Raw genomic sequence first — 23,021 nt, forward strand, 5'->3', positions numbered from 1 at the left:
GCGCTCCAGATTCCTTACTCGTTCTCTTTGACGAGCTTGTTGCACTCGGCAGCAGCCTTGTCGAGTGCTTCCTTTACAGAGATGTCGCCTTGCATCGCAGCGGTGACCTGCTGCAAATAGGCAGTTTTCATTTCTTCACTCAATTCGATTGGAGTGAGCCGCTTTGCCTTCTTAGCAGTGTTGGCAGCTGTCTTGATAGCTTCCTTTACCAGTGGAGTGTCGCTCTCAGAGATAAAAGAGTTCGGATCGTCGTTGCCTGCCTTGGTGCCGGGCAAGAATCCCTTGGCGATCTTTACGAAGGCTTCCTGGTTGGCATTGTTGGTTACGTACTGCGCAAATGCCAATGCAGCTGCGGGGTGCTTCGAATTTGCCGACACCGAAATCCCCTGTACCAGCAAGGTCGGAGTTTCCCACGGTTCATTCACAACAACTTTATCGGCTATCGAGGGGGCATCCTTCTTGATGTCGGAAGCAAACGAAGGCGTGGAATTCAAGCCACCTAGGGCCCCCTTGTAGAAGGCCTCGTTGAGTTGAGCCCCATCGTCGGCTTTGCCGATCATCTCGGGGGCAACGCCGTGGTTCTTGTACAGATCCGCGTAGCGTTGGATCAGCTTTTCCGCATCGGGGTTGTTGAACACGAATTCCCGCTTTTCGGGATCCCACACCTTCACTCCCCGAGAAGCCAAATATCCGAGGTCAGGGCGAGAGTTCATGAGGGTTACCCCCTCTTTGGCAGCTTTTTCAGCCGCGGCGAACAATTCGTCGTCACTAGTTGGCAGCTGCTCCTTGGAAAGTCCAGCTTTTTGTAGCGCATCTGTGTTCCAATAGTTGAACGCAACGCCCAGGTACCAGGGGTAGCCGAAAGAGCCGTCCACACCGTGGTATTGGTAGGCTTCTACACCTCCGTCTACATACTCGCCAATAGCCTTCTTGTCGGCTTTTGCCAGGTCGAGCAATTTCCCCGCCTTGGCCAGCGGAGCGCCGTATTCGGGAGGCAGGTTTACCACATCGGGCAGCTGGTCAGAGTTTGCCTGTTGCAAAATCTTTTCCTCGTAGCCGTCCCCCGGCTGATCCATCCACTTTACCTTGACCTTCGGGTTCTCCTTCTGGAAATCCGCAACTAACTTTTCGAAGTAAGGAGTGAACTTTTCATTCTTCAAAGACCAGGTCTGGAATGTAATCGTCCCGGAGACCTCTTGATCTTTTACGTCGGAAGCATCGACTTTCGACTCGGAAGAGCCCCCTCCAGCGCAGCCTGTAAGAGCAGTTGCCGTAAAGGCTCCTACAGCCAACACAGAGGCGAGCGTTTTCATTGAATGCCTCATCGCATTTCCTTTCGTATTCTAGGGTTGAAGACTTAGAAGAGAATCGAGAAGGGCCTTGGTGTCCGCTTCGTTGCGGCGCCTGCCCGTTGGCCACAGTATCTGCCCGAACGCGAAGAGCGGCCCAACTAACTTGGTTATTATTTCCTGCCCGGACATAGTCTGGGGCTGATCGCACCACACCGAGAAGTTCGCCCCGGCTGGTTCAGTTCTGAACGTGCCCGCTTTGTCGGGGAAAATATTGGGGTCGAAGTTGGCCCACACGCTTTCGAAGGTGGGAATCTGACAGTTTCCGGGTTCACGCAAAATGAAGTAGAGGCTCTGCCCGTCCCAGTTGTGCAACCTGTAGCCAAGCTGGGCAAAGCGCTGCGGAGGCATCATGTGGGCCCCCCCACCGGGTCCAGTAGAAGATGTCTGCCTGTCGGCTTGGCATTACGAGGGCGTCCACGTGTACCCCGTCGTTGAAGAGGTTTGCCTTGAGACCGCGACGGGCCAGGCGCTCAACACATTGGTTGGCAAAGTCTATCCACAAGTCAGCGGCACAAGCACGCGGACCAAATTTTTCTTTCGCCGCCTGCTCTAGGGTGTGCACTCGAGTTCCGTACTCGAGGAATTCGTCGGCTCCAACGGTTACAGTTTTGGCCGAGAACATGTCTACGACCTCGTCTAATAGATCCCACACGAGTTCTTTTGCGCCCTCATCTAAAATATTTAGCGCCCCGGGAATTAGGTTTCCACAGTCATCTTTGAGCCCCGCCCACTGGTTTGGCTCTAACACCTTGTGCAAATGCCCCGGCATGTCGAACGACGGAACCACCTCGATGCCAAGGGTGGCTGCGTATTCCACAATTTCGTTGACCTCTTCGGCTTCTAAATGCTGGCCAGCTACAATCTCGGGGTGTAGCTGGGAGGAAATTCTGTAGCCATGAGTGTCAGAGATGTGCAGATTGAGGACGTTGAGCCGCGCCCATGCCATGAGCTGCATTATCTGTTTTATTTCGGGTACGGGAAAGTAGTGGCGCCCGGCATCCAGGTGTAGCGACCGGTGTGCTAGCGGGGAACAATGCACCCCCGTAGTAACGGTTTTCCCTGCTGCTTGCTCGAGGGCGACCTGGATCTGTCCTGCCAGCCTGTCGCCGGCACGGGTTGCTCGCACTACAAAGGAGTGCTCCCCAACCGCCCCGCTCCCAGGTGTAGTTGGGTCGGTGGGGATTCGCACAACTTCGTAGCCCAGGTCAGGGCCATCTTGGCGAGTTTCAATATCCAGAGACAGCGGATCAGGAAGAGACGTCATTGCCGGCTCCTAAGTACTAGAGGTTCGCCTTGTTCTATTGCCCGGGCCCAGGTGGCAAAGATTTCCCCGTCGGGACGCGTGCTAACTCTGCCAGTGTCCGGACCATCTATTTCCAGCTGCCGACTTCCTCCCTTGCAGGCGGGAGCGTTTCCCTGGCGGGCTGCCTTTGCCCACTCGGAAAGCGCCTTGCCTGTAGGCTTTAGGTTGCCCTCGTAGTCGAAAATACCGAGGTCGTATTCGACCTCGGGAAAATCTGCTAGAGCCGGATCCAAATCGTGTGAACACCACCAGGTAATCTGTTGCAATTCAGCTACAGATGCAGCATGGCACAAGGTCTGGTGCACAAATTCGGGAGCATATTCTTTGGAGAGATAGTTTAACGGCGCCCCTACCTCTTGTAGCCACAATGGTTTGCCTGGATGCCAGGCCCTCTCCAATTCGAGTAGGTACCGTGCAAACAGTGCCAGCCAGGGATGATCCTTGCCGATTTTCGGTCCGAGTCTGCCAAATATCCACGAATGGGCAGTGATTGCGGCCCCCTTGGCCGCATCGGAAGGGTCGAAGGGCTGGGTGGGATCAAACAGCACATCGTCGTCGAAGCAGAACGTATGCTGCCCGTCAGGCCAAGCCTCGTAGGCACTGTGCAGTAGCAAATCCACCCATTTTGAGGCAGCCTCACTGGAAACCTGACACGGGTGCGGGTGGCGCCGGGCAGCGAATTGGACAATTTCGTTTCCCAGGCAGATACCGGTCACGCCTTCCATAGGAGCAAGCCGTTCACATAACTTCGCAACCAGCTCCGTCTCGGCTGAAACCACCTGAGGGTCCGTAAAGATATTGCGTCTGTGCCAGGACAACACCCACGACGGCAAAAAATCATAGCTCGACAAGTGCCCCTGCAAAACGTCGACGCTGACTTGTAGGCCAGCGTCTAGGGCCACCTGCGCCATCGCCTCGACGTCGGCTAGAGCAGAATCGGAGATAAGGGCGCGATTAGGTTGCAGCAACGGCCAGAGCGGAAACAGCCTGACATGGTCGAGCCCTATTTCGGCAATGGCTTGAAAATCGTCGCGCAATGCCGCCTTGTCTAGATGTGCCCACTGGTAAAACCAGCCTACGCGGGGCACATAGTTCACTCCTATCTTCACTGCGAGCACCTGACCTTCAGAGAAAGTATCTGGAAGGGACGCAGCACGGCGGAGATACTTCGAGCTTCCACCCTGAGATCGCAAAGTTCTGGCGCCGGCTCTTCAAGCACGTTTACCACCTCTACGGAGTCGATGTCGTAGCCCAATTCGATGCGCATCTGCTGGCGCTGCCCCAGCCCCTCGTAGCCGCGGACTACAAATCCACTCCCGTCCTGGGCCCACTTAACCGCCTCGACGATTAGGCCCTCGACACCGGTGAACAGTGGCCTGCATCCGCTACCGCTTCCTGTTTCCGTGATAGGACTTTGGCTAATCCCATATCCGCGCTCGATGGTTTGCTGTACAGAAGCTGCAGGCAAAATCTGGAAGGAGCGGTGATGTTTTCCTTGATCAGTGTGTGGATCAGGGAACTTGGGTGCCCGCAATAGCGAAGCTCCAAATATCGCGTAGGTCCCGCCTTTTGGGTTGACCTTGCGCCGATGCGACCAGCCTGCTGTGGCCTCGTTTACAATACCCACCCCGTATTCGCCCTCGGGAACGTAAATCCACTTCTGGGCCGAAACCTCGAATTTATTTGATTCCCACGTGGTGTTTTGGTGTATAGGACGGCTAATGTGGCCCATTTGCGTGTCGTAAAGAGCGTGGTTGGTGTGCACGTCAACCGGCAACGCGAGCTTCAAAAGCTTTTCAGATTCGTGCCAGTCAGCATCCACCCCAATCTCGAGGGCGTCGCTCAGCCCATAGGACACCTTCACCTGCGAGTTTCCAAATTTGTACGTTGCCACCACCCTATCGGCTTCGACAGCCACGCTTTCGGCATGCAAAGTCTGCTCTGAAGCCGCATAGAATTCGTCTATGTCCCAGGCGTCCCACATATTCGGGAAATCTTGGTAAAGATGCAACCCGCCCAGCGCCTCGCAGGCAGGCACTACCTGGCGCCCGTCGGGGCCCACGAATGAATCGACTAACCCCTCTTCGTTTACGTGGGCCGTGAGGCCATTGCAGGTTAGACTGAAGCCCCCACCCGTGTTGCGAACTACTGCTTGCTGGGCTACGGAAGTTTCCTGCGCCGGAGCGCCGAACGAATAGGATGGTACCGGATGCGCTTGGGGGGAAGCGTTGAATACTTGCTCGCCCACGCCAGCGAGGCGTTTCCTGGCGGTGGCGGCAATCTGGTCCGCTGCCTCTTTTACCGCTTTTAAGGAAGCTACCGCATCTTTACACGCCCAGGCGATCGAGGAGCCTGGCAAAATATCGTGGAACTGGCATAGCAAAGTATCCTTCCAAAGCTCGGCGAGGCGGGTTGGATATTCCATTACACCTGCCACCGCAGCGTTGGTTGCCCACAGCTCAGCAGCAAACAACGAGGCCTCGGCCTGCTTATTGCCAAGCTTTATATCCGCTTGAGAGGTGAAGGTTCCCCTATGCATCTCGAGGTAAAGCTCCCCTACCCACACCGGCGGCTCCGGATATTCCTCGCGGGCCCGGGCAAAGAAGTGTTCTGGGGTATCGTGTACGATTCGCGGACTTCCAGCTGTGTTCGCCAATCGTTTAGTGCGCTCGAGCATTTCGCGAGTAGGGCCGCCTCCCCCGTCTCCGTAACCGTAAGGTATTAGCGACAACGAGGCCTTGGCTTTGTCTTTGAAATTGTCTGCCGCATATTGCACCTGCTGCGCACTCATTTCGGCACCATAGGTGTCGACAGGGGGAAAGTGCGTGAAAATTCGCGTCCCGTCAATCCCCTCCCAGTTCAGCGTGTGATGTGGGAAGACGTCAGTTTGATTCCAAGAAATCTTTTGTGTCAGGAACCAATTCGCTCCACCCAGTTTGGCTATCTGCGGCAAAGATGCTGAGTAGCCGAAGGAATCGGGCAGCCACACTCCCTGGCACCTTCTGCCTAACTTTTCTTTGAAATATTCCTGCCCGTATAGGAGCTGCCTACACATAGATTCGCCGGAGGGCTGGACCGCATCTGGTTCTACCCACATTCCCCCCACGGGCACTATGCGGCCTCTCTCGACCCAGTTGCGCACCCGGCTGAACAATTCCGGGTAGTCCTGCTCTAGCCAGGCCACGTGTTGGGCGGCTGGCAGCGCAAAATACATATCCGCCCCGTCTTCGAGTAGCCGCAAGACATTTGCCAGAGTACGGGCGACTTTGCGACGTGTCTCGCGCACTGGCCAAAGCCAAGCCGAATCAATGTGAGCGTGTCCCACGGCGGTGAGCTCATGCGAGCCTGCGTGGGCACCGTTTCCCAAAAGTGGGGCTAATTTTTTGCGGGCAGCTTTAGCTGTGCTGGCAATGTTTGCTAGGTCCAGAACATCGACGGCTTGATTGATCTGTTGATCCATGCGCACACGTTCACTGTCAGGCAATGTCTGGGCCAACGTGGAAGCCATCTCGAGGTCGAAGCCCAAAGCGCGCACCTGTGGATCAAAGCGTACCAACTCGGCCTTAGCCAACCTGTATATTGGCTCGGAGCTGGCCGTTTCCTTATCCCCGTCATACGTCACTTGGAATGGCGGCACCGCAAGCAAAAGAGGGTTCGAAGCTGCTTCGACGTAGAACGTATATAGCTGCCCCGCCTGGCCTCTGACTGGAATCCACTGATTCTTCGGATTAATTGCCTTTAGGATCTGCCCTTGAGGGGTATAAACCAGGCCCTCACACTGGAACCCGGGGGAATGATCTTCCCATCCTAGGTCCACCTGACACTCTAGATTCGAGATGTCGGCAGGTAGCTGCACTTCGAATTTGAACCAGGTTGTCCCCCACGCAGGCCCCCATTTTTGCCCCACCTGGAAGGGCTCATATTCACCTTCCAGCGCTTGAGTGAAGCTTATGGGTTCGCCCTGCCCTCTGTTTCCGCCCCGATCAGTTACTTCGAACGCCGAGATTTTTAGCTGCGCCACCACCGTTTCCTCTGCGCGGCGCACACGTTCTTTTAGCACCCTAGAAAAACGCGCTTCTAAGAGGGAATGAATGTCATGCATGTACTTGCTCCTGACCGGTCTGCGTCGTTGCATTCCACTCCTACACTAAACCGCTTTAGTTAAAGATGCAACTACTTTTATTACAAAACTCTAAGGTTTGCGCATTTCTCCCTAATCCGCACTAACATGCCGATTTATTAGCCTAAATAAGATATTCTTCGAACGAGGTAAAGGAAAAAGATGACTCCGAAATTAACTAGACAATCTAGGGTTAGCGACATCGCCAAAGCGCTCGGCGTATCGCCCACCGCCGTTTCGTTCGCGCTCAACGGCAAACCTGGCATCTCGAAAAAGACCCGCGAGCGCATCCTCACTGCAATCGAAGAAATAAACTGGTCCCCCCACTATGCTGCTCGCGCGTTGTCGGACGGACGCACCTCCACAATTGGGCTCGTCATCGCCCGCGATCCCAAGGCAGTAGGTTCGGAAGCCTTTTTCATACAACTTATGACCGGCATGCAGGCAACGCTGTCAAAACGCGGCTACGGACTACTCTTTCAGGTGGCCCCCTCAATCGACCAGGAATGCACCATCTATCAACAGTGGGCAGATCAAAAGCGTGTCGATGCCGTAGCGGTTGTTGATCTTCGCAAGGATGATCCCCGCCCTAAGCTCCTGTCTTCCCTAGGTATGCGCGCAGTTATCGCAGGCGATACCAGCCCGCTCTTTCCCAGTGTGGACATAGACGATTCTGCGGCAATGACCGCCGTGGGAAAACACCTTTGCGAGCACGGACACGAACGCGTTGCGTATATCGCAGGCAGCCCCCAATTGCACCACGTGCGCGAGCGCGCCAGAGCATTTTCCTGCTTACCTCCGCTCCAAGTCGAGGTCGAATATACGGACTTTTCGGGCCCTGCTGCGGCTGCGGCGGTACGTCGCCAGCTCGAGGGGGCAGATCCCAGCGCCTACGTGTTTGAAAACGAGGCTTTGACAATCGCAGGAGTGCAGGCGCTCAGGCATGCCAAGGCCAGGATTGGTATTGACGTTGCGGTAGTGAGTTTGGAGGATTCACTTGTTTGCGAGGCAATGTCACCCACGATTACCGCCCTACATCGCGACACTTACGAGTTCGGCAAAGCTGTTGCCGGAGCCCTGCTGGAGCAGAGCACCGGGACTACAAAAGAGCTATCTCCACAGCTAATCGAACGGGAATCGACTAGTACCTCTTTCTAACTCTTAGCGTCAGCGCCCCTGCCCCTACCAGCAGGCAGGCGCCGGGCAGTGCGAACAATGATCCGCCAGTGTTGGCAAGCCACCCACCCACCGTAGACACCTTTGCAGCTCTGTCACTTTGAGTTCGCTCTTGCTTATTACCCCGGTGCTTTCGACGATCCTGTTCGCCGGCAGGCTGTCCCTTTCCAGCATCGTCTTTTCCACCTGCTACCACTTGCCGCCCGCCAGTGCCGACCTGCTCCCTTCCAAGTACAGAGCCCGCTCCGATTTCAGACTCGCCGGACTCGGGCGCAGGAATTCCCGGTTCGGCTCCCCCAGATCCCGGTTCACCTGTAGGCTCACCGGGCTCAGGTGCGACAAGCCCAGGTTTTAGGTGCGCGATAACTGCCCTAGCATAGTCGAATGTAGTAGGTGCGATCCTATTTAGATCTGCAGCAGAATACGTCATGCCGTCGCGATCGATGGCATAGGCGAAAACGCCCCCTTTTTGCCCGCCTTTCGGATTCCATTTAGCCATGGCTACAGCATTCGATTCCTCGACGGGCCCAACCGTATCGAACCAGCGGTTATATCTGTCTTGCTCTTCCGGGCTGGTGTAACCGGGCAGAAACTGACAAGAGGAAATGTAAGGCGCGTAAGAATCCCACGAACGGGAAATTTCCCCTACAGAACGGCCGTAGGTTTGCAAAAATAAGTAATCAATATATGGTGCAACCCGCGAAACGTAAGCGCCCTCGCCATCGCGGTTGGTGTCGTAAATCAGTAGCCGGCGGGGCCCGAGTTCAGCCCGCAACGCTTTGAAGGCCTTTCCCAGAACAACCTGCTGCTCCGAGCTCAGGGTGGTTTCCATATCCACGTCAAAGCCGTCAATGCCGTCCTTATCCACAAACTCAGCCACAATCTGCCTAGCGGCCCTTGCATATTCTTCCGCAGTAGAATCCGGCTTAAGACCGTACTTGTAAATCTGCTCAACGCCAACCGAGCGAATAGCTTTCGTGCCGCGCGCATGCAAAGCAGGTACATATTCGTTTTTGACCTTGTCCCAGAACGGTCTTTGGTCTACCCCGGAGGCAGGATTTACGTAGTGGAAAAGTGAAACGATGTCCACGCCCTGGGGCAGGTCCGTCATCGAGATTACGTTTTGATCGGGAAGGGAGGAATTCGCCCTCGCGGGCATAGCAGAATCGCGCCAGGTGCGATAATACGCCATGAACACGGGAGCCGGGCAGGATCTTCGCACCCCCACCGGGCGCGGCGTTTCTGCTCCGAAACTTACCCCGGGCAAAGTAGCAGCTACTAGCCCCAGCGAACACACCAACGCAAGTTTATTTATTGTCTTCATTGCGGCAGCTTTCTTGGCGCTCCGTTGCGCCAGCTAAGTTCAACTAAACCGGTTAAGTTAGCTTATCTAACGATTTACCTCTAACGCTGGTGTTTGCGCATTTCACCTGGCGGCGAACAGGTAGCTACTCCCCCTGCGAGAGCCTACTCACAGATGAAACACTGGGAAACATGAGCAACATTCCAAACATCAAACTGAACGATGGCAACCTAATCCCCCAACTTGGCTTCGGCGTATTCAAGGTCGATGCAGATGACGCAGAACGGGTAGTAAGTGAGGCGCTCGAGGCGGGTTACCGGCACTTCGACACGGCTAAAATTTACGGCAACGAAGAGGGCGTTGGTCGAGCGATAGCCTCCTCAGGTATTGCTCGCGAAGAGCTTTTCATCACCACCAAGCTTTGGAACGACGAACAGAAGAATGCCAAGGAAGCCCTGCAGGCCTCCCTCGAACGTCTGGGGCTGGATTACGTGGACCTTTACCTGATTCACTGGCCTTGCGAAAAACAGGGGGCTTACACGAGCGCCTGGGAGGAACTCGGCCGCCAACGTGAGGCAGGACTTGTAAAGTCAGTTGGCGTCTGCAACTTTCTTCCCAAACATTTAGACAATCTACTTAGCCCCGGCGGTGAACCGCTAGTTCCCGCAGTGAACCAGATTGAATTGCACCCCACCTACCAGCAGCGCGAAGTAACCGAGTACTGCCGCTCGCGGGGAATAGAGATTGAGGCCTGGGGGCCGCTAGGACAGGGCAAATACGACCTTTTCAACGAGGAGCCCATTGCTCAGGCAGCCAAGGCGCATGGCAAAACTCCCGCCCAGGTAGTGTTGCGCTGGCACATCCAAGAGGGAAATATCGTATTCCCCAAAACCACGCACAAAGAGCGCATGGCAGAAAACCTGGATATTTTCGACTTCGAACTGACTGACGAGGAATTCCTCAAGATCCATGCCCTAGAACGCGGCAATCGAGTGGCAGCTCACCCCGACGAGATCGATGTCGACTAACGCAAAAATACTCCTAGGCCTACGACTGGTAGTTTTTAGCGCCATGGTCATAGTGGGCATAGCCAGAATCTGTATACACGGTTCCAGCTGGAACTCATGGATACTGATAGTGGCAGGAGCGCTCCTACTAATAGGAGCGCTCCTCGAGATGGCGCTAATTTCTAACAAACAAGGCAAGCGTAGTCGCGAAAAACACTCCGTTTGAACTATCCGGCTACCCCCGCCATTTGTATACTTGTTAGGGCTCAACGTTAGGCCCCATAGTGACGATCTATTGGAGGACAGTTGAGTCAAATAGGATTCGACCGTGACAAGTACATTTCTCTGCAATCTCAGCACATTGCCAAGCGGCGCAGCGAAATTGGCGGCAAGCTCTACCTCGAAATGGGCGGCAAGCTCTTCGACGACATGCATGCCTCACGAGTATTGCCAGGATTTACCCCTGACAACAAAATTGCGATGCTCGAACAGCTCAAAGACGATCTAGAAATTTTGGTGGTCATAAACGCTAAAGACGTTGCTCGCGGCAAAGTTCGCGCCGACCTCAACATTCCCTATGAAGAGGACGTACTGCGCCTAATCGACGTCTTCCGGGAGCGCGGTTTCCTAGCGGAAAACGTCGTAATGACCCAGATGGAGGACGACAACAAACCGGCGAAGGCATTCAAACAGCGCCTCGAAAAGCTGGGGGTAAAAGTTGCTCGCCATCGCACGATCGAAGGGTACCCAGCCGATGTGAACCACGTGGTATCGGACGAAGGCTTCGGCAAAAATGATTTCGTGCAAACCTCCCGCGACCTGGTAATCGTCACTGCACCCGGTCCAGGATCAGGAAAGATGGCAACCTGCCTATCCCAGATCTACCACGAATTTAAACGCGGCACTAAGGCCGGATACGCCAAATTCGAGACTTTCCCGATCTGGAACCTCCCCCTAGATCATCCCGTCAACCTCGCTTACGAGGCGGCCACGGCCGACCTCGACGACGTCAATATGATCGATCCGTACCATCTGAAGGCATACGGAAAGCAGGCGGTCAACTACAATCGCGACGTCGAAGTGTACCCGCTACTGCACCAATTGCTCACCCAGTTGACCGGCGAGTGCCCCTACAACTCCCCCACGGACATGGGAGTGAATATGGCCGGAAAGTGCATTAGCAACGACGAGGTGTGCCGCTACGCCGCGAAGCAGGAAGTAATCCGGCGCTATTACAAGGCTCTAGTCTCCGAGAGGCGCAACCAACGCGAACCTATCGAGTCCAGGCGCATTTCAATCGTTATGTCCAAACTGGGCATCACGCGCACAGACCGCCCTGTAGTCCCCCCTGCCGTGGAGCTTGCCGCCCAGACCGGGGCCCCGGCCTCGGCAATGGAACTTGACGACGGCACTATCGTTACCGGAAAGACCTCCGCTCTGCTGGGCTGTTCGGCCGCAATGCTGCTGAATGCTTTAAAGCTGCTTGCCGGAATCGACAAGTCCATCGACTTGCTGGCCCCCTCTTCGATTGCTCCAATTCAGACATTGAAGACTGAGCATTTAGGATCCCGCAACCCCCGTTTGCACACCGACGAGGTGCTGATCGCCTTGTCTGTCTCGGCAGCCAGCGACCCGAACGCGGCCGCAGCGCTAGCAAAGCTCAAGGAGCTGCGCGGCACCCAGGTGCACACTACAACGATCCTGGGAACAGTAGACGAGGGCATATTCCGCAACCTCGATATTCAGGTCACCTCGGAACCCGAGTTCCAAAAGAAAGGCCTATACCAAAAGCGCTAAAGGCAAGCCTGTGAGGGAAGGGGTGAGGCAAAAGGCAGCCTCACCCCTTCCCCACTAGTTGAGATGAAGCACTTTTGCTTCTAAGTCGCTAACCCATCCGTCTTGCGCACACAAGTGGCGGAAGTAGCGAGCCACATTCGGGGTATCTGCAAATGCTCCCCGCAACGTAGAAGCAAAGGGGACAACGGACGCCAATCCTTCCAAAGTGGTAAATAGGCGAATATCGCTGCCCCGGACCTGCTCGCCAGTTAGGTAGGTGCTTTGAGCAAGAAGCGGATCGACCCGGTGTAAATAGGCACAAATCTTCTCTATTGCTGCCTGGGCCTGCTCTTCGTCCTCCCTGTGAGCAATCGGATAAAACTGGCTGTTCACGTTCTGATGAATCTGCTCATCTAACCCTGCAAGTTTCTCCCGTTCTTTTTCCGGGTACAAATCGGGCGCCCCCTCCTTATGCAAGGGACGCCAGACGGTAGCCAGATCTATTAGCAAATCGGCAGATTCGTTGGCCACAATGGGAGTGTTTGGAGCAGACAAATCCACCAGTGCGGGCACCGAAGTCGCCTCGCCAACCTCCCAATCCTCTTGGCGCCTATACAGCTCGCGAGCCGTACGCACCCGCAGAATCGGATCAAAGCCGTCTTCGCCCTCGAACAGGAAACCATCTTTGCCCTTGCCGGTGGATTCGGAAATGCTAATGGCTTCTTCCAAACCTAAAATTCGCCTCGCTATGGACACCCTTCGGCACCACGGGCAGACGGGCGAGACAAAAAGATGGTAACGCCCCTCCTGAACAGGAAGGGCGCCACCAAACCGTTTTGACGTGATCATTGTTCCTCCTTGCCTCGATTAAAACAGACTCGAGGCAAGGAAGTTCGCTATGAAAGCTTGTCTAGAATCTTCCACGCTGCCGGCATTGCCACCGCTGCGATCACGCACTTGATAATGCCACCAACGATGAAGGGGGTCACCCCCAAGTTGATTGCCTCAACAAACGTGATGGGCTTGCCCATAACCGACATGATCAGGGCCAGGTACGGAACCCCACCCAAGAACGGAATAACCGTGACGAGGGCGAAGCCCACCAACGTCGGCAAGAACTTGCGATCCATGCGCCGCTCAGCCAGCCGGCCTGCAACCCAGGCTGCGGGGATAAAAGCGATGATGTATCCGAAAGAGGGCTTCATGACTGTAGCCGGCCCTCCGGTAAGGCTGGCGAACCACGGGATGCCTGCAACCCCGCCCACCATGTAAAAGAGCATCGACAAAGCCGCCCGGCGAGCTCCCAGCGCTGCCCCTACCAGCATAACTGCTAACGTCTGCGCGGTAATCGGAACAGGCCAGATAGGCACTGCAATCTGGGCGGAAATGCCAGTTACCGCCGCGCCGACAAAAGCCAACGCGCAGTTAGCTACCCAGCCTTTGCCAGCAGAAAGATAGTCGCAAAGAACATTTGGATTTACTGCTTTAGTTTTCATGTGTTTCTTTTCCTTCGTTTAGTTGCAAGGTGGTGGTTGCAAAGGCACAGTTGCCGTCATGGCTCAGCGAGACCAGCCAGCAAAGGAGGCTTGGCTCCTGCCCGAGTGAATGGGCAACTTGTGCCTGTAGGGCGGCACTGAGACGTACAAACGGCCGCCCCCACCGGTCATTCAAGATTTCAATCTGGGACCATATTTGTTCCCCTGTGAAAGGTGGCGAACCCGCCAGGGCGCAAGACCAGGCTTTTACCACGGCCTCTTTGCCCGCCCAGCGGGCCGCCAGGGAGGCCGAACGCCTCTTAGCAAGACTTGGGCCAAGCCCTTCTAGGCGCCGCTCGAGGCAGGCCCATTCGGCATTCGTAAATACTGCCGAAAAGACCGATCCCGGCTCGGCCAGCTGCGACGCGAAGGAGGCAATATCCACCACGTCGCAGCCAAGCCCTAGCAGCGAACCCATTACAGGTACTTCCCATTGGCGAGGAGGCGAGCATCCGGGTCGAGCAGCATTGCCGCTTCGGCCTCGTGATCTACTCGGTCGTCGCCACTGAAGCGTCGCGATACCGGAGCCTGGAACAGGGACACTTGCCCGTGCATGTTGCGCTCCAGATTAGCTTGGCCGGCTGCCAATCTCTCGTTTGCCCTTTCCAGCCAAACTTTAGCCTGCTCTTCGCCCTCGCTATCTGCTAGTGCCCGGTAGAAAGCGCCCGGATGGGCAACTACTACCACCGCTGAAACGTGACCGAATCCCAGGGAGGTTAGCACCCCAGCTTTGATTGGCTGTGCCAGGTCAAGCGGACTGCGCAGCCAGACCAGTTCTTCCCATTGCCGCATGGCCGGGTCCAGGCAATCTAGGGCCTGATTAGCCGGGATAATCCCCGAGGACATGATCTGGGTGAGCCCAACCGTTTGGAACAGTGCAGCCCCACCCTTGGCATGGCCGGTCAAAGACTTTTGCGAGACCACATACAAGGGGTTGCCACTGCTGCGCCCCAGAGCTTTTGCGAGCCGCGAATGCAGTTCGGCCTCGTTTGGGTCGTTGGCATTGGTGGAGGTGTCGTGTTTCGAAACCACCGCAATGTCGTCTGGGCTCAGGCCGAGTCCGGCAAGCGCTTTAGCCAAATCACTTCTCTTGCCTCCCCTGCCAGCGGCCAGTGCGCCGAGGCCGGGAGCCGGGATTGACGTGTGTGCTCCGTCTGCGAACGAGCGGGCATAGGCTATAACCCCCAGCACCGGCAATCCCAGTTTCGCTGCTACAGATCCGCGGGCTAGCAGCACTGTGCCACCACCTGCGGCCTCGACGAATCCTCCTCTGCGCCGATCCCCAGCCCTAGAAAAGAACCGCGAATCAATTCCCTTGGCTGCCATTTCCGCGGAATTGGCGGTGGCGTTCATATCGCCGAATCCGGTGAGGGATTCCACCGAGATATCGTCTATGCCACCCGCAATCACGAAATCGGCCTTGCCAAGTGCGATCTTGTCGACGCCCTCTTCTATGGATACTGCTGCGGTGGCGCAGGCACCAACCGGGTGGATCATCGATCCGTACCCGCCCACGTAGGACTGCATGGTGTGCGCAGCAACTACGTTCGGCAGAGCCTCCTGCAGAATATCCTGCGGCCGCTCCTCGCCGAGGTAGCGCGTCAAGAACACTTGACGCAGGGATTCCATTCCCCCGATTCCGGTACCTTGGGTGGAAGCCACGTCTGCCGGGTGAACCACGTGGAGTAGCTCACTAGGGGTGAAGCCCGCCGAGGTGAATGCATCAATTGCCGTTACCAGGTTCCAGGCGGCAATGCGGTCTAGCGCCTCGACCATACCGGCGCTGATGCCCCACTTAGCAGGATCAAAACCGTCCGGCAGTTGGCCCCCTACTGTGCGCGTTAGAGGCACAAAGGTAGGTACCAAAACCTTAGCCCCGGCTAGTTTGCGCACGAACCACTTTTCGTCGAAGTAGATATCGGTGTGGGCAGGGTCGGCGCTCTGATACGCCTTTGCTGCTTCTTCCGAAGCCACTTCAAAAGTCACCGAATCGGGCAAGTACATAGTGGTGACGTCGTCGGATCCGCCCGCACGCAGGTTCGAATCGTCTCCCAGAGGGCGGATGCCACAACGGGCGATTACCTCGTTGGCATAACGGTCGTGGATTTGCTCTTCGGGGACAAGCTCATCCTGACTGTTGTACCACCCGTGAGTGGGAGAGGTCTTCCAGGTGAGCAGACCCATCATCCAAGCAAGCTCGATCACCGCGTGGGTAGACATGTTCGCCGGCGAGATGCCAAGTTCAGCCTCGAGACGAGTTCGGGAAGAGCCCCAAGCCCCGACTTCGCCAGCGCCAACTATTACAACCATGTCTTCTAGCGGAGTCGACACCTTGGCCCACTCGGCCGTAGCCTGCTTAGGCCTACGGGGGCTGGGCAGCGCAGCAACAGTGGCCGTTTGCTTTTCTTCCCGAGGAGCAGGCGCCTTTTCCACGGAGGCAGCCAGCTCAGTAAGCGAAAGAGAAATCTTCTCCAACCCACCAGTGAGGTCCGCCTCCACCGGCGCCTCGCAAGCCTGCTCGCGAACCTGCGGGCTAGCCAATGCGATCAGTTCGCCAGCTATTTCGTCGGTGCTGTAGACGTGGATGCCGGCCTTCTTCGCGGCGGGTACGATCGCGTCGTTGCCGCCCATGAGGTTGGTGCCGGCAACCCAGCCAATGCGCGGGTGTGCCAAGGTAATTCGCTCGGGCCAGCCGGATTCTACCTTCCACTTGTTACAGATCGCATCCAGGCTCGCCTTAGCCTCGCCATACAGCCCATCCCCGCCGAAGGTACCCCGGTTGGGCGAGCCAGGTAGTATCACGTGTACCCGGTGCCCGATCGCAGTGTCCATACCAATCTGGGCCAAATCAAATATCGTCGCCTCGACGCTGGTTAGCAGCAGGCGGAATTCGTTTAGTCCCTTGCGTGGGTCTTCGCCCAGTCGCCCAAGCACCGGCGGAGCCGCAAATGGGAAGGCCAAAGTTGGCAGCAAAGCCGGCTTGGTAACCGTAGTCTTGCCCCCTACAGTTTCCCGACGCTCGGAGCCAATCCACTGAGTGAGGGCATGGATGTCGCGAAGCGACGCCAAGTTAGCTGGCACCAGCCAGAGGGCGGCCTCCCCACGAGCATGCTCATGGTATAGATTCTTTGCCCACTGCAGGCGCTTCTGGGTGACCTTCGAAGCAGTCATGACCACCGTGGCCCCACCCCAAAGCAGGCGCGCCACCAGTTGGGCAGCGATCGCATTTGGAGCAGCCCCAGTTACGAGGGCAACGTCGTTGGCGAAGGCAAAATTGCCCTCTTGCAACGCTTTCTCGGCAACCTCTTCGAAGAAGGCTTTGTTCTGCGAGCGGCCCGCGTGCCACTTGGCTCCGGCCGCAACTGTTGCGCCGGCGCCCACCCAACGCTCGTCCGCAACCAGCTCTTCTCCACGAGCAAGCGCGGCTGCAGCTTGAGCCAAATCTTCCCTGTATAGCGCCCACCTATCATCTAGCAGGACAGCCTTGTTGGGGTCAAATGCCGGACTAACAAACTTTTGCCAATCGGCGCCAAGCTCAGCTTCTACACTTTCGAGTAGCCCGGCATCGCCAGCTACGGGCAGAGTCGAATCCTTCTGCACTCCCAAACGCGCAAGCACGTCCTTTGCAAGCTCAGCTAGGATTCCGTCCTCGCCAAGTACCTGCGAACGCAAATTATCCAGCTCAGCCGAATCCACAACGCCACCGCCAGAGGCGGCGCCAACGGCCGGAGTGAGGGCAACTCCCTGAGCTTTTGCAACCAGGGCCAGGGCCTCGTCAATAAGCTCGTCGGCCTCTGCTTTCGAAGCAACCTGAGTGGGCAAACTGGTTAGAGACCCTCCCCGCACGGAATCCCCTTCGCGGGTCCCGAGGACAATCTGTTCGCGTACCCTCGGTTCCCATCCCGCAGGCAGTGCCCAGTGCTTTTCTAACCGGGTGCCGATGTGGTCAACTCCCAGACCGGCACCGCCCAGAAGTGCCCTCACCTTGGTTGCCGCGATCTCGCTTAGAACAGGCCCAAACGGAGTGTAGGAGCTGGCGGCCTCGCGCACCTTTTCGCGCAGCGTTTTCACATCAGCTTCTTCTGCCCCGTCAACCCCGGGCAGGGATACCTCGGCGGCAATGTCCATGAGGAGCTGATTCCGCTTAGAGGAAATGCCGTTCGTCAATGTCTCGACAGTGTCGGTATCCTCGACCTGTCCCAGGTTGAGCTTGTTGGCGTATGCAAGCAAGAACATTATGCCGTCGCCCGCGTCGTAGCTCAGCTCAGGAGCGGTCGACCCGCTTTGGGCAACCGTCTGCGTTTGCGGGGCAGGGTGAGCGTTAGCCTTCGCCTCGACCGGCTGCTCGGCCTGCTCGGCCGGGGAAGCTACGGGGGCGGGCGCAGGCTGCACCTGGGGCAGCTGCGGAGCCGTATCCTTCTGGAAGATGCGCTCACTATCGCGCTCGACGTTCAGAACTTCTACGTGTCGATCCGAAAATTCCGGAAGCCGCAACGTCTTCGCTGCCAAATTCGCCAAAGTTGGGCTGGAAGATAGCCCCACCTCGATGTACTGGTCGATTCCCAGACCGCCATCTGCCGGATCCGACAACAGCAGTTTTTGGGTTTCAATCCAACGCACCGGGGAGGCAAACTGCCAGGCGAGCAATTCGATTAGCAGCGTACGCGCGGCCCGGTTGTAGTCGTCGAATCCATGCTCAATGAGGGCAGCCACTCCCTTAGAGGGAACAACCTCCAAGATAGCCTTAGCGAACGCTTCGCTTACCTCAAAGGGGCGAGCCACTAGATTCGGAATGTAGCGATTCACCAATTTTTCGGTATCGATCTGCGCGGGGATAGCGTCGTCGAGTTTCTGGCGGAATTCGGCAACGCCCGGACGTAGTACCGAAGAATGGAATGGCACGTCAATGCCGGGAATCAGCATGAACGGGCGCTTTCCGCCCCACTCTTTGGCGCGGACAGCAGCATCGGCCTCCAGAGCTTTCAGCCCGGCCAGAGTCCCAGCCACGGCATACTGAGCCCCGGCCAAGTTGTAATTGACAATTTCCAGGAACTGGCCCGATTCCTTAGCGACAGCTGCCACATAATCGCGTACCTGGCCATCACCTACGCCAAACTGATTCGGGCGCAGCGCCCCCATCGCATAGTTGGAGCGGCCAGCCTCATCGCGTTCGACCAGGTGGTGCATAGCGGAACCCCGCTGGTAAACAATCTCAATGACCTTCTCGAGCGGGAAGATATCGGCGCAGGCGGCCAACGCATTGTATTCGCCCAACGAATGGCCCGCGTAAGCAGCACCCTCTTGGAAAACGCCCTCTTCCTTCAAACGCTCAGTTTGTGCGTAGGCCAACGTCGCGAGCGCTACCTGGGTAAACTGCGTCAGGTTCATGACCCCGGCGGGATGGCGGTAGATTTCGGAACCAATCTTCAGCTCCGTCGGATTCTCGTCTACTACAGTCAGAATTGAAAAGCCCAGAGCAGCCCTAGTAAACCGATCCGCCCTCTGCCAAACCTCGCGCACTCGACTCGAGCGAGCTCTGTCCTCCTTGCCCATGCCCCGTTTTTGAATGCCCTGACCTGGGTATACGTAGGCCGTAGCGGGAGCCTGGGTGAGCGCGGTCCCACGCGAAACCAGTTCGTCGCCGATCTTGCAAGTGGCCTCCAAGACCAACCCACCCGAGCGAATGCGGCCCACGCGTTCAATCGAAATGCTCACCTGATCGTTGAGGTTCACCATCCCAAACATCGCGTAGGTCCAAGCCGTTATTGTAAAGCCGGCTTTCTTTTCGACCTCGGCACGAATAGCATGTTGAGCGGTTGCCGACAGCCACATGCCGTGCACCAACGGCGCCGACAATCCGGCCATGCGAGCCGCAGAGTAAGAGGTATGAATCGGGTTGAAGTCACCCGAAACATTCGCGAACGCCGTCATGTCGGCAGGCGCTGTAACAGTCATCCTGCGCAGCAACTTGCGCGGGGTGTCCTCTATCTGGGTTCCCTCGCTCCAAGGATGGGGGCTAGGGCTTGCTGGCTCAGAGGTGGTGACACGGCCCCTAATAGCGAAACGCTCAATAAGCTGGGCAAATTCGCGCCCCTCAAAGTACAAACTCACCTCGACGCGAACCACACGGCCGGATGCCGATTCAGCAACCCCTGCGCAACGTCCCACGCTAGTAACAGTCTGCCCGTAGGGAATATCTCCCAGCACGCGAACAGTATGGTCTAGGTGGACCGCATTGATCAGCCCCTCAATCACCGGGTAACCACCGTAGGTGGCAGTACCCAGGGCCCCGTAGATAGTGGGCCAGCACGGCCCAACCAGAGCATCCGGAACAAAGGAAGCCAATTCAACGTCCAAAGCAGCCCCGGTCACGGCCGCGTGGGCGGCAGGAACGTTCGCACCCAACAAGAATTCGCCATGTACTTCCCCAAATCCCTCACCGGCGACATAGGTGGGCATCTGCGAGATAACCTGCCCGGAAGTTGCGGTAGAGCCCACCCCAGCAGCACCCGCCAGCAGGTGGTAGGCGGTCTTCGCCAAACGATCCATGTCCACGACAGGGTAGGCGCCCCCGGCGCAACCTTCGGGTAGCGAGAGAGGAAGCTCCAAGGCGGGTACCGCATACGGGCGCTTAGCCATCCCATCCCACAGGCTGTCGCAGGCCACGACTAGCGTCAATCCGTCCTCGTCCTGGCGCAGCGAGCACTGGGCGGGGCTATGCCGGAACGGATTTTCTACCAGATTGCCATTCCACTCAATAAGCGGAGTAGCAGCAATGAAGGCGGCCTCATCCGGGGCTTCAGCAAGCCGGGAGTAAACAGGTGTCGGGGCAGCTTCAATTTCGTGGGCCACCCCGGCCTCGTAGCGCGCAAACATCTGTGCTATCGGCTCGTCGATCCTGTCGATTGCCCCAACTGAGCGCGGCCCCGGGATGATGCGCACCGCATCTGCGTCAAAACGTTCGTCGTGGGACTGCCACAGCGTGTCTCTCCCCCACCAACGTGCCAGCTGAGTGTCGATTACAGGGACGAATGGCATGGGCTTGACGTATTTGCGACACAGGTCCACAAACCATGCTGCGTCTGCGGAAATAACCTTTACTTCGCGGGCATTCGGGTAGGCGGCAAGAAGTCTTTCGAGGGCGGCGGGCCCATCTTCTATGTCTTCTACGGTTGCGAAGAGGGTTTCTACCGGCCCGTGGTCGGCCTCGCAGAGGCGGGCCTCAATATGGCGGAACAAGTCCCAAACGCGGTCGTTCCACGTGGGGTCCGCCCAGGGATAACACAGTTCAATGGTGCGAGATGCCCACTGCGCATAGGTCATGTCCTCCAAATCCCCAAAGTAGGGTTTGGCCGTCTTGTTGATCGCCGCAATAACTTCATCTCGGCGGCGCTCCAGCTCTTCGGCGTCCGACCCGATCTGGTGGATTAGTCTGGAGGCCTTAGCCGACGAGTTTTCAATTTCGTACATGTCGGCATCTAGGTGGGACAGCCCCGAGGTAATTCCACCACGTTCGGCACCGCGGCCAATCCACCCGTCGTCGATACCGGGGGTGTCTTTGAGGAGCTGCTTCACCGCGCGCGAGGTAGTAGCTTCCTTCACCGTCATCGCTGCGGTACCAATCATCACCGCGTCTACCGGCATGGGCTGGCGCCCGTAGGCTAAGGCCCACTTGCCACAGATGTAAGAAGCCGCTTTCTGCGGCGTGCCGATTCCCCCGCCAACAGCCAAAACAACGCGCTTGGCCCTGCGAATGTCATGGTAGGTGGCTAGCAACAAATCATCCAGCGACTCCCAGGAATGGTGCCCGCCCGCAGTGCCGTCCTCAACCTGCATAATAATGTCCCGGTCGGGGGCGGCCCCCGCAATGGCGAGTACCTGCCGGATCTGCTCGACGGTGCCCGGCTTGAAGCAAACGTACCTAAAGCCTTCCTCGTTCAGCGACTCGATCAGCTTGGTGGCTTCTTCGACCTCGGGAATGCCGGCAGAAATGGTGACGCCATTTACGGCTGCCCCATTCGCGCGTGCCTTCGGAACGATCCGTTGCACGCCAAACTGCAGGTTCCACATGTAGCGGTCAAAGAACATCGAGTTGAACTGGGCGGCACGGCCCGGTTCGAGAAGACGGGAAAGATTGTTCAGGTTCTTCTGCAAAACTTCCGGAGAATACTGCCCACCGCCGGCGAGTTCTGCCCAGTAGCCCCCGTTTGCGGCAGCCGCAACGATCCCGGCATCTACCGTGGTAGGAGTCATAGCTGGCAGCATTATGGGGCTGTAGCCAGTTAGCCTGGTGAACTTGGTGGAAACGGCAATCTTGCCGTTAGGAAGTTCGTTCAGCCTAGGCGCAAATTCACTGTAATCTAGCGGCTTAGAAACCGAGTATCCGGGCGTATCCAGATCGGCAAGACGGTGTTCGTCCCCCACCGAAACTACACCTATTCCTGCCCCCGCGATTAGCGGGGCCGTAATTTGCGCGAGGACGGGGCCGGGCCCCACGTTCAAGAACCACCTGGTACCTGCGGCCTGCGCAGCCCGCAGGGCCTCTGGCCACCTAGTCGGTTCAACCAGGATTTGCCGAGCCAATTTAGTAGCCTGGGATACGTCGATGCCACACTTCTTGGCCCACCGACTTACCTCAGCTACAGCGTCCTCCAAGATGGCATTGTGGAAAGGAACTGCCACGTCGAGCTGATCCACCTGCAGGTTTACTGCACTACCCCCGCGCCGCCTAGAGGCAATATCCGCGTTGGCGGCCTCTACCTGTGCCTGCAGGCGCGCAACCGCTACCTCCAGATCCCGAGGGCGTCCCGAGAGCACCCCCGCTTTGTCGCCATTGTAAACAGCTAACGAGACAGAATTTTGGCAAACCTTTTGTACCTGTTCTAAGGGCAAGCCCCGTAGGGAGACCATTGGCCTGGACTCGCGAGTGCCTGCGGCCCCCGCCTGGGCAGTTGCCCGCGATGCTGCTGCCCCAACCAATATCGCCAAGGCCAACAGATCCGCCACTTTAGCCGCGTTGTCGTCGACGTAGGCTCGCACCAGCTCTGCTCCCAACACCCCCTGGGAGTGCCCCAGGAAGGCAACGGGCTTGTTCTGGCGCAGATGCAGCGAGGAGGCATCCAGGGTAAGCGCAGTGCCAAATTGGGCAAGGGTGATGCCTGGCACCGACACGGTTGCGTTAGCACTCGCCCGATCCAGCGCGTCTTCATTCCCCTCCAAAGCAGCGGTGAGGCTATCCAGACCGCCCGGGGCAGACGTGGTAATTTCCAAAATCACCGGGGCTACCTTCGCCCTCGCCTTTTCCCAAGCTGAGGTAAGAACCTTCGCGGTTTTTGCGACTCGAGACAAATTGTTTAGCTGCGGCGCCCAGGCACTCCCTTGGCCTCCAAAAATGAGGGTGTAGGGGACATTTAGCTGTTCAAAAAAAGATTTCATTTGCTATCCATTCG

At 57.1% G+C, this 23,021-nt stretch carries 13 protein-coding genes; 3 read left to right on the forward strand and 10 right to left on the reverse strand.

Annotation, left to right across the window (positions count from 1 at the left end; all coding sequences use genetic code 11):
• Positions 1–14: 14 nt before the first annotated feature.
• Genes G437_RS0103430 through G437_RS0103450 form a run of 5 tightly spaced genes read right to left on the reverse strand, consistent with a single transcriptional unit; the run spans position 15 to position 6,757 of the window.
• Positions 15–1,313 carry an extracellular solute-binding protein gene (locus G437_RS0103430; RefSeq protein ID WP_024331195.1) on the reverse strand — a complete coding sequence of 433 codons (1,299 nt, stop codon included), beginning with the start codon at positions 1,311–1,313 and terminating at the stop codon, positions 15–17.
• A 30-nt stretch (positions 1,314–1,343) separates the two neighbouring features.
• A complete protein-coding gene (locus G437_RS0103435) occupies positions 1,344–1,703 on the reverse strand; it encodes a hypothetical protein (RefSeq protein ID WP_155845678.1) in 360 nt (119 codons plus the stop codon).
• Positions 1,621–2,616: a family 20 glycosylhydrolase gene (locus G437_RS0103440; protein ID WP_024331197.1), complete on the reverse strand. Its 996-nt coding sequence runs from the start codon at positions 2,614–2,616 to the stop codon at positions 1,621–1,623. The genes G437_RS0103435 and G437_RS0103440 overlap by 83 nt, the downstream gene beginning before the upstream one ends.
• Positions 2,613–3,773, reverse strand: a complete 1,161-nt coding sequence (locus tag G437_RS0103445; protein ID WP_231782314.1) for a glycoside hydrolase 5 family protein — start codon at positions 3,771–3,773, stop codon at positions 2,613–2,615. Before G437_RS0103445 ends, G437_RS0103440 begins: the two co-directional genes overlap by 4 nt.
• Positions 3,761–6,757: an alpha-mannosidase gene (locus G437_RS0103450; protein ID WP_024331199.1), complete on the reverse strand. Its 2,997-nt coding sequence runs from the start codon at positions 6,755–6,757 to the stop codon at positions 3,761–3,763. Before G437_RS0103450 ends, G437_RS0103445 begins: the two co-directional genes overlap by 13 nt.
• Before the next feature lie 180 nt (positions 6,758–6,937).
• On the opposite strand from G437_RS0103450, the gene G437_RS0103455 reads away from it, so the two are divergent.
• Entirely contained in the window at positions 6,938–7,933 is a 996-nt protein-coding gene (locus G437_RS0103455) for a LacI family DNA-binding transcriptional regulator (protein WP_024331200.1), read from the forward strand.
• On the opposite strand, the gene G437_RS11500 is transcribed toward G437_RS0103455, so the two are convergent.
• The gene (locus G437_RS11500; RefSeq protein WP_024331201.1) at positions 7,917–9,275 is read right to left on the reverse strand and encodes an endo-beta-N-acetylglucosaminidase family protein; all 1,359 of its coding nucleotides are present in this window, start codon (positions 9,273–9,275) and stop codon (positions 7,917–7,919) included. The genes G437_RS0103455 and G437_RS11500 overlap by 17 nt on opposite strands.
• Before the next feature lie 170 nt (positions 9,276–9,445).
• On the opposite strand from G437_RS11500, the gene G437_RS0103465 reads away from it, so the two are divergent.
• A complete protein-coding gene (locus G437_RS0103465; protein WP_024331202.1) occupies positions 9,446–10,282 on the forward strand; it encodes an aldo/keto reductase in 837 nt (278 codons plus the stop codon).
• 285 nt (positions 10,283–10,567) lie between these two features.
• Entirely contained in the window at positions 10,568–12,058 is a 1,491-nt protein-coding gene (locus G437_RS0103470) for a DUF1846 domain-containing protein (RefSeq protein WP_024331203.1), read from the forward strand.
• Positions 12,059–12,112: 54 nt separating this feature from the next.
• On the opposite strand, the gene G437_RS0103475 is transcribed toward G437_RS0103470, so the two are convergent.
• From G437_RS0103475 to G437_RS0103490, 4 genes are read right to left on the reverse strand one after another with little or no spacing between them, the layout of a single operon-like run.
• Positions 12,113–12,886, reverse strand: coding sequence for a glutathione binding-like protein (locus G437_RS0103475; RefSeq protein ID WP_024331204.1), 774 nt, complete (start codon positions 12,884–12,886; stop codon positions 12,113–12,115).
• Positions 12,887–12,933: 47 nt separating this feature from the next.
• Complete coding sequence (locus G437_RS0103480) at positions 12,934–13,533, reverse strand: biotin transporter BioY (RefSeq protein ID WP_024331205.1); 600 nt, start codon at positions 13,531–13,533, stop codon at positions 12,934–12,936.
• On the reverse strand, positions 13,523–13,990 hold the full coding sequence (locus G437_RS0103485) for a holo-ACP synthase (RefSeq protein ID WP_029769225.1): 468 nt from the start codon (positions 13,988–13,990) through the stop codon (positions 13,523–13,525). Before G437_RS0103485 ends, G437_RS0103480 begins: the two co-directional genes overlap by 11 nt.
• Positions 13,990–23,007 carry a type I polyketide synthase gene (locus G437_RS0103490; RefSeq protein WP_024331207.1) on the reverse strand — a complete coding sequence of 3,006 codons (9,018 nt, stop codon included), beginning with the start codon at positions 23,005–23,007 and terminating at the stop codon, positions 13,990–13,992. The genes G437_RS0103485 and G437_RS0103490 overlap by 1 nt, the downstream gene beginning before the upstream one ends.
• Between the last annotated feature and the right edge of the window lie 14 nt (positions 23,008–23,021).

The organism is Winkia neuii subsp. neuii DSM 8576, assembly GCF_000420405.1.
GTDB classification, from domain to species: domain Bacteria; phylum Actinomycetota; class Actinomycetes; order Actinomycetales; family Actinomycetaceae; genus Winkia; species Winkia neuii.

What these genes read in the sequence shown, in the direction of transcription:
- G437_RS0103465 (WP_024331202.1), top strand. Translation starts at nt 9,446, where the DNA reads ATGAGCAACATTCCAAACATCAAACTGAACGATGGCAACCTAATCCCC.
- G437_RS0103435 (WP_155845678.1), bottom strand. Translation starts at nt 1,703, where the DNA reads ATGATGCCTCCGCAGCGCTTTGCCCAGCTTGGCTACAGGTTGCACAAC.
- G437_RS0103485 (WP_029769225.1), bottom strand. Translation starts at nt 13,990, where the DNA reads ATGGGTTCGCTGCTAGGGCTTGGCTGCGACGTGGTGGATATTGCCTCC.
- G437_RS0103490 (WP_024331207.1), bottom strand. Translation starts at nt 23,007, where the DNA reads ATGAAATCTTTTTTTGAACAGCTAAATGTCCCCTACACCCTCATTTTT.
- G437_RS0103455 (WP_024331200.1), top strand. Translation starts at nt 6,938, where the DNA reads ATGACTCCGAAATTAACTAGACAATCTAGGGTTAGCGACATCGCCAAA.
- G437_RS0103430 (WP_024331195.1), bottom strand. Translation starts at nt 1,313, where the DNA reads ATGAAAACGCTCGCCTCTGTGTTGGCTGTAGGAGCCTTTACGGCAACT.
- G437_RS0103480 (WP_024331205.1), bottom strand. Translation starts at nt 13,533, where the DNA reads ATGAAAACTAAAGCAGTAAATCCAAATGTTCTTTGCGACTATCTTTCT.
- G437_RS0103475 (WP_024331204.1), bottom strand. Translation starts at nt 12,886, where the DNA reads ATGATCACGTCAAAACGGTTTGGTGGCGCCCTTCCTGTTCAGGAGGGG.
- G437_RS0103440 (WP_024331197.1), bottom strand. Translation starts at nt 2,616, where the DNA reads ATGACGTCTCTTCCTGATCCGCTGTCTCTGGATATTGAAACTCGCCAA.
- G437_RS0103450 (WP_024331199.1), bottom strand. Translation starts at nt 6,757, where the DNA reads ATGCATGACATTCATTCCCTCTTAGAAGCGCGTTTTTCTAGGGTGCTA.
- G437_RS11500 (WP_024331201.1), bottom strand. Translation starts at nt 9,275, where the DNA reads ATGAAGACAATAAATAAACTTGCGTTGGTGTGTTCGCTGGGGCTAGTA.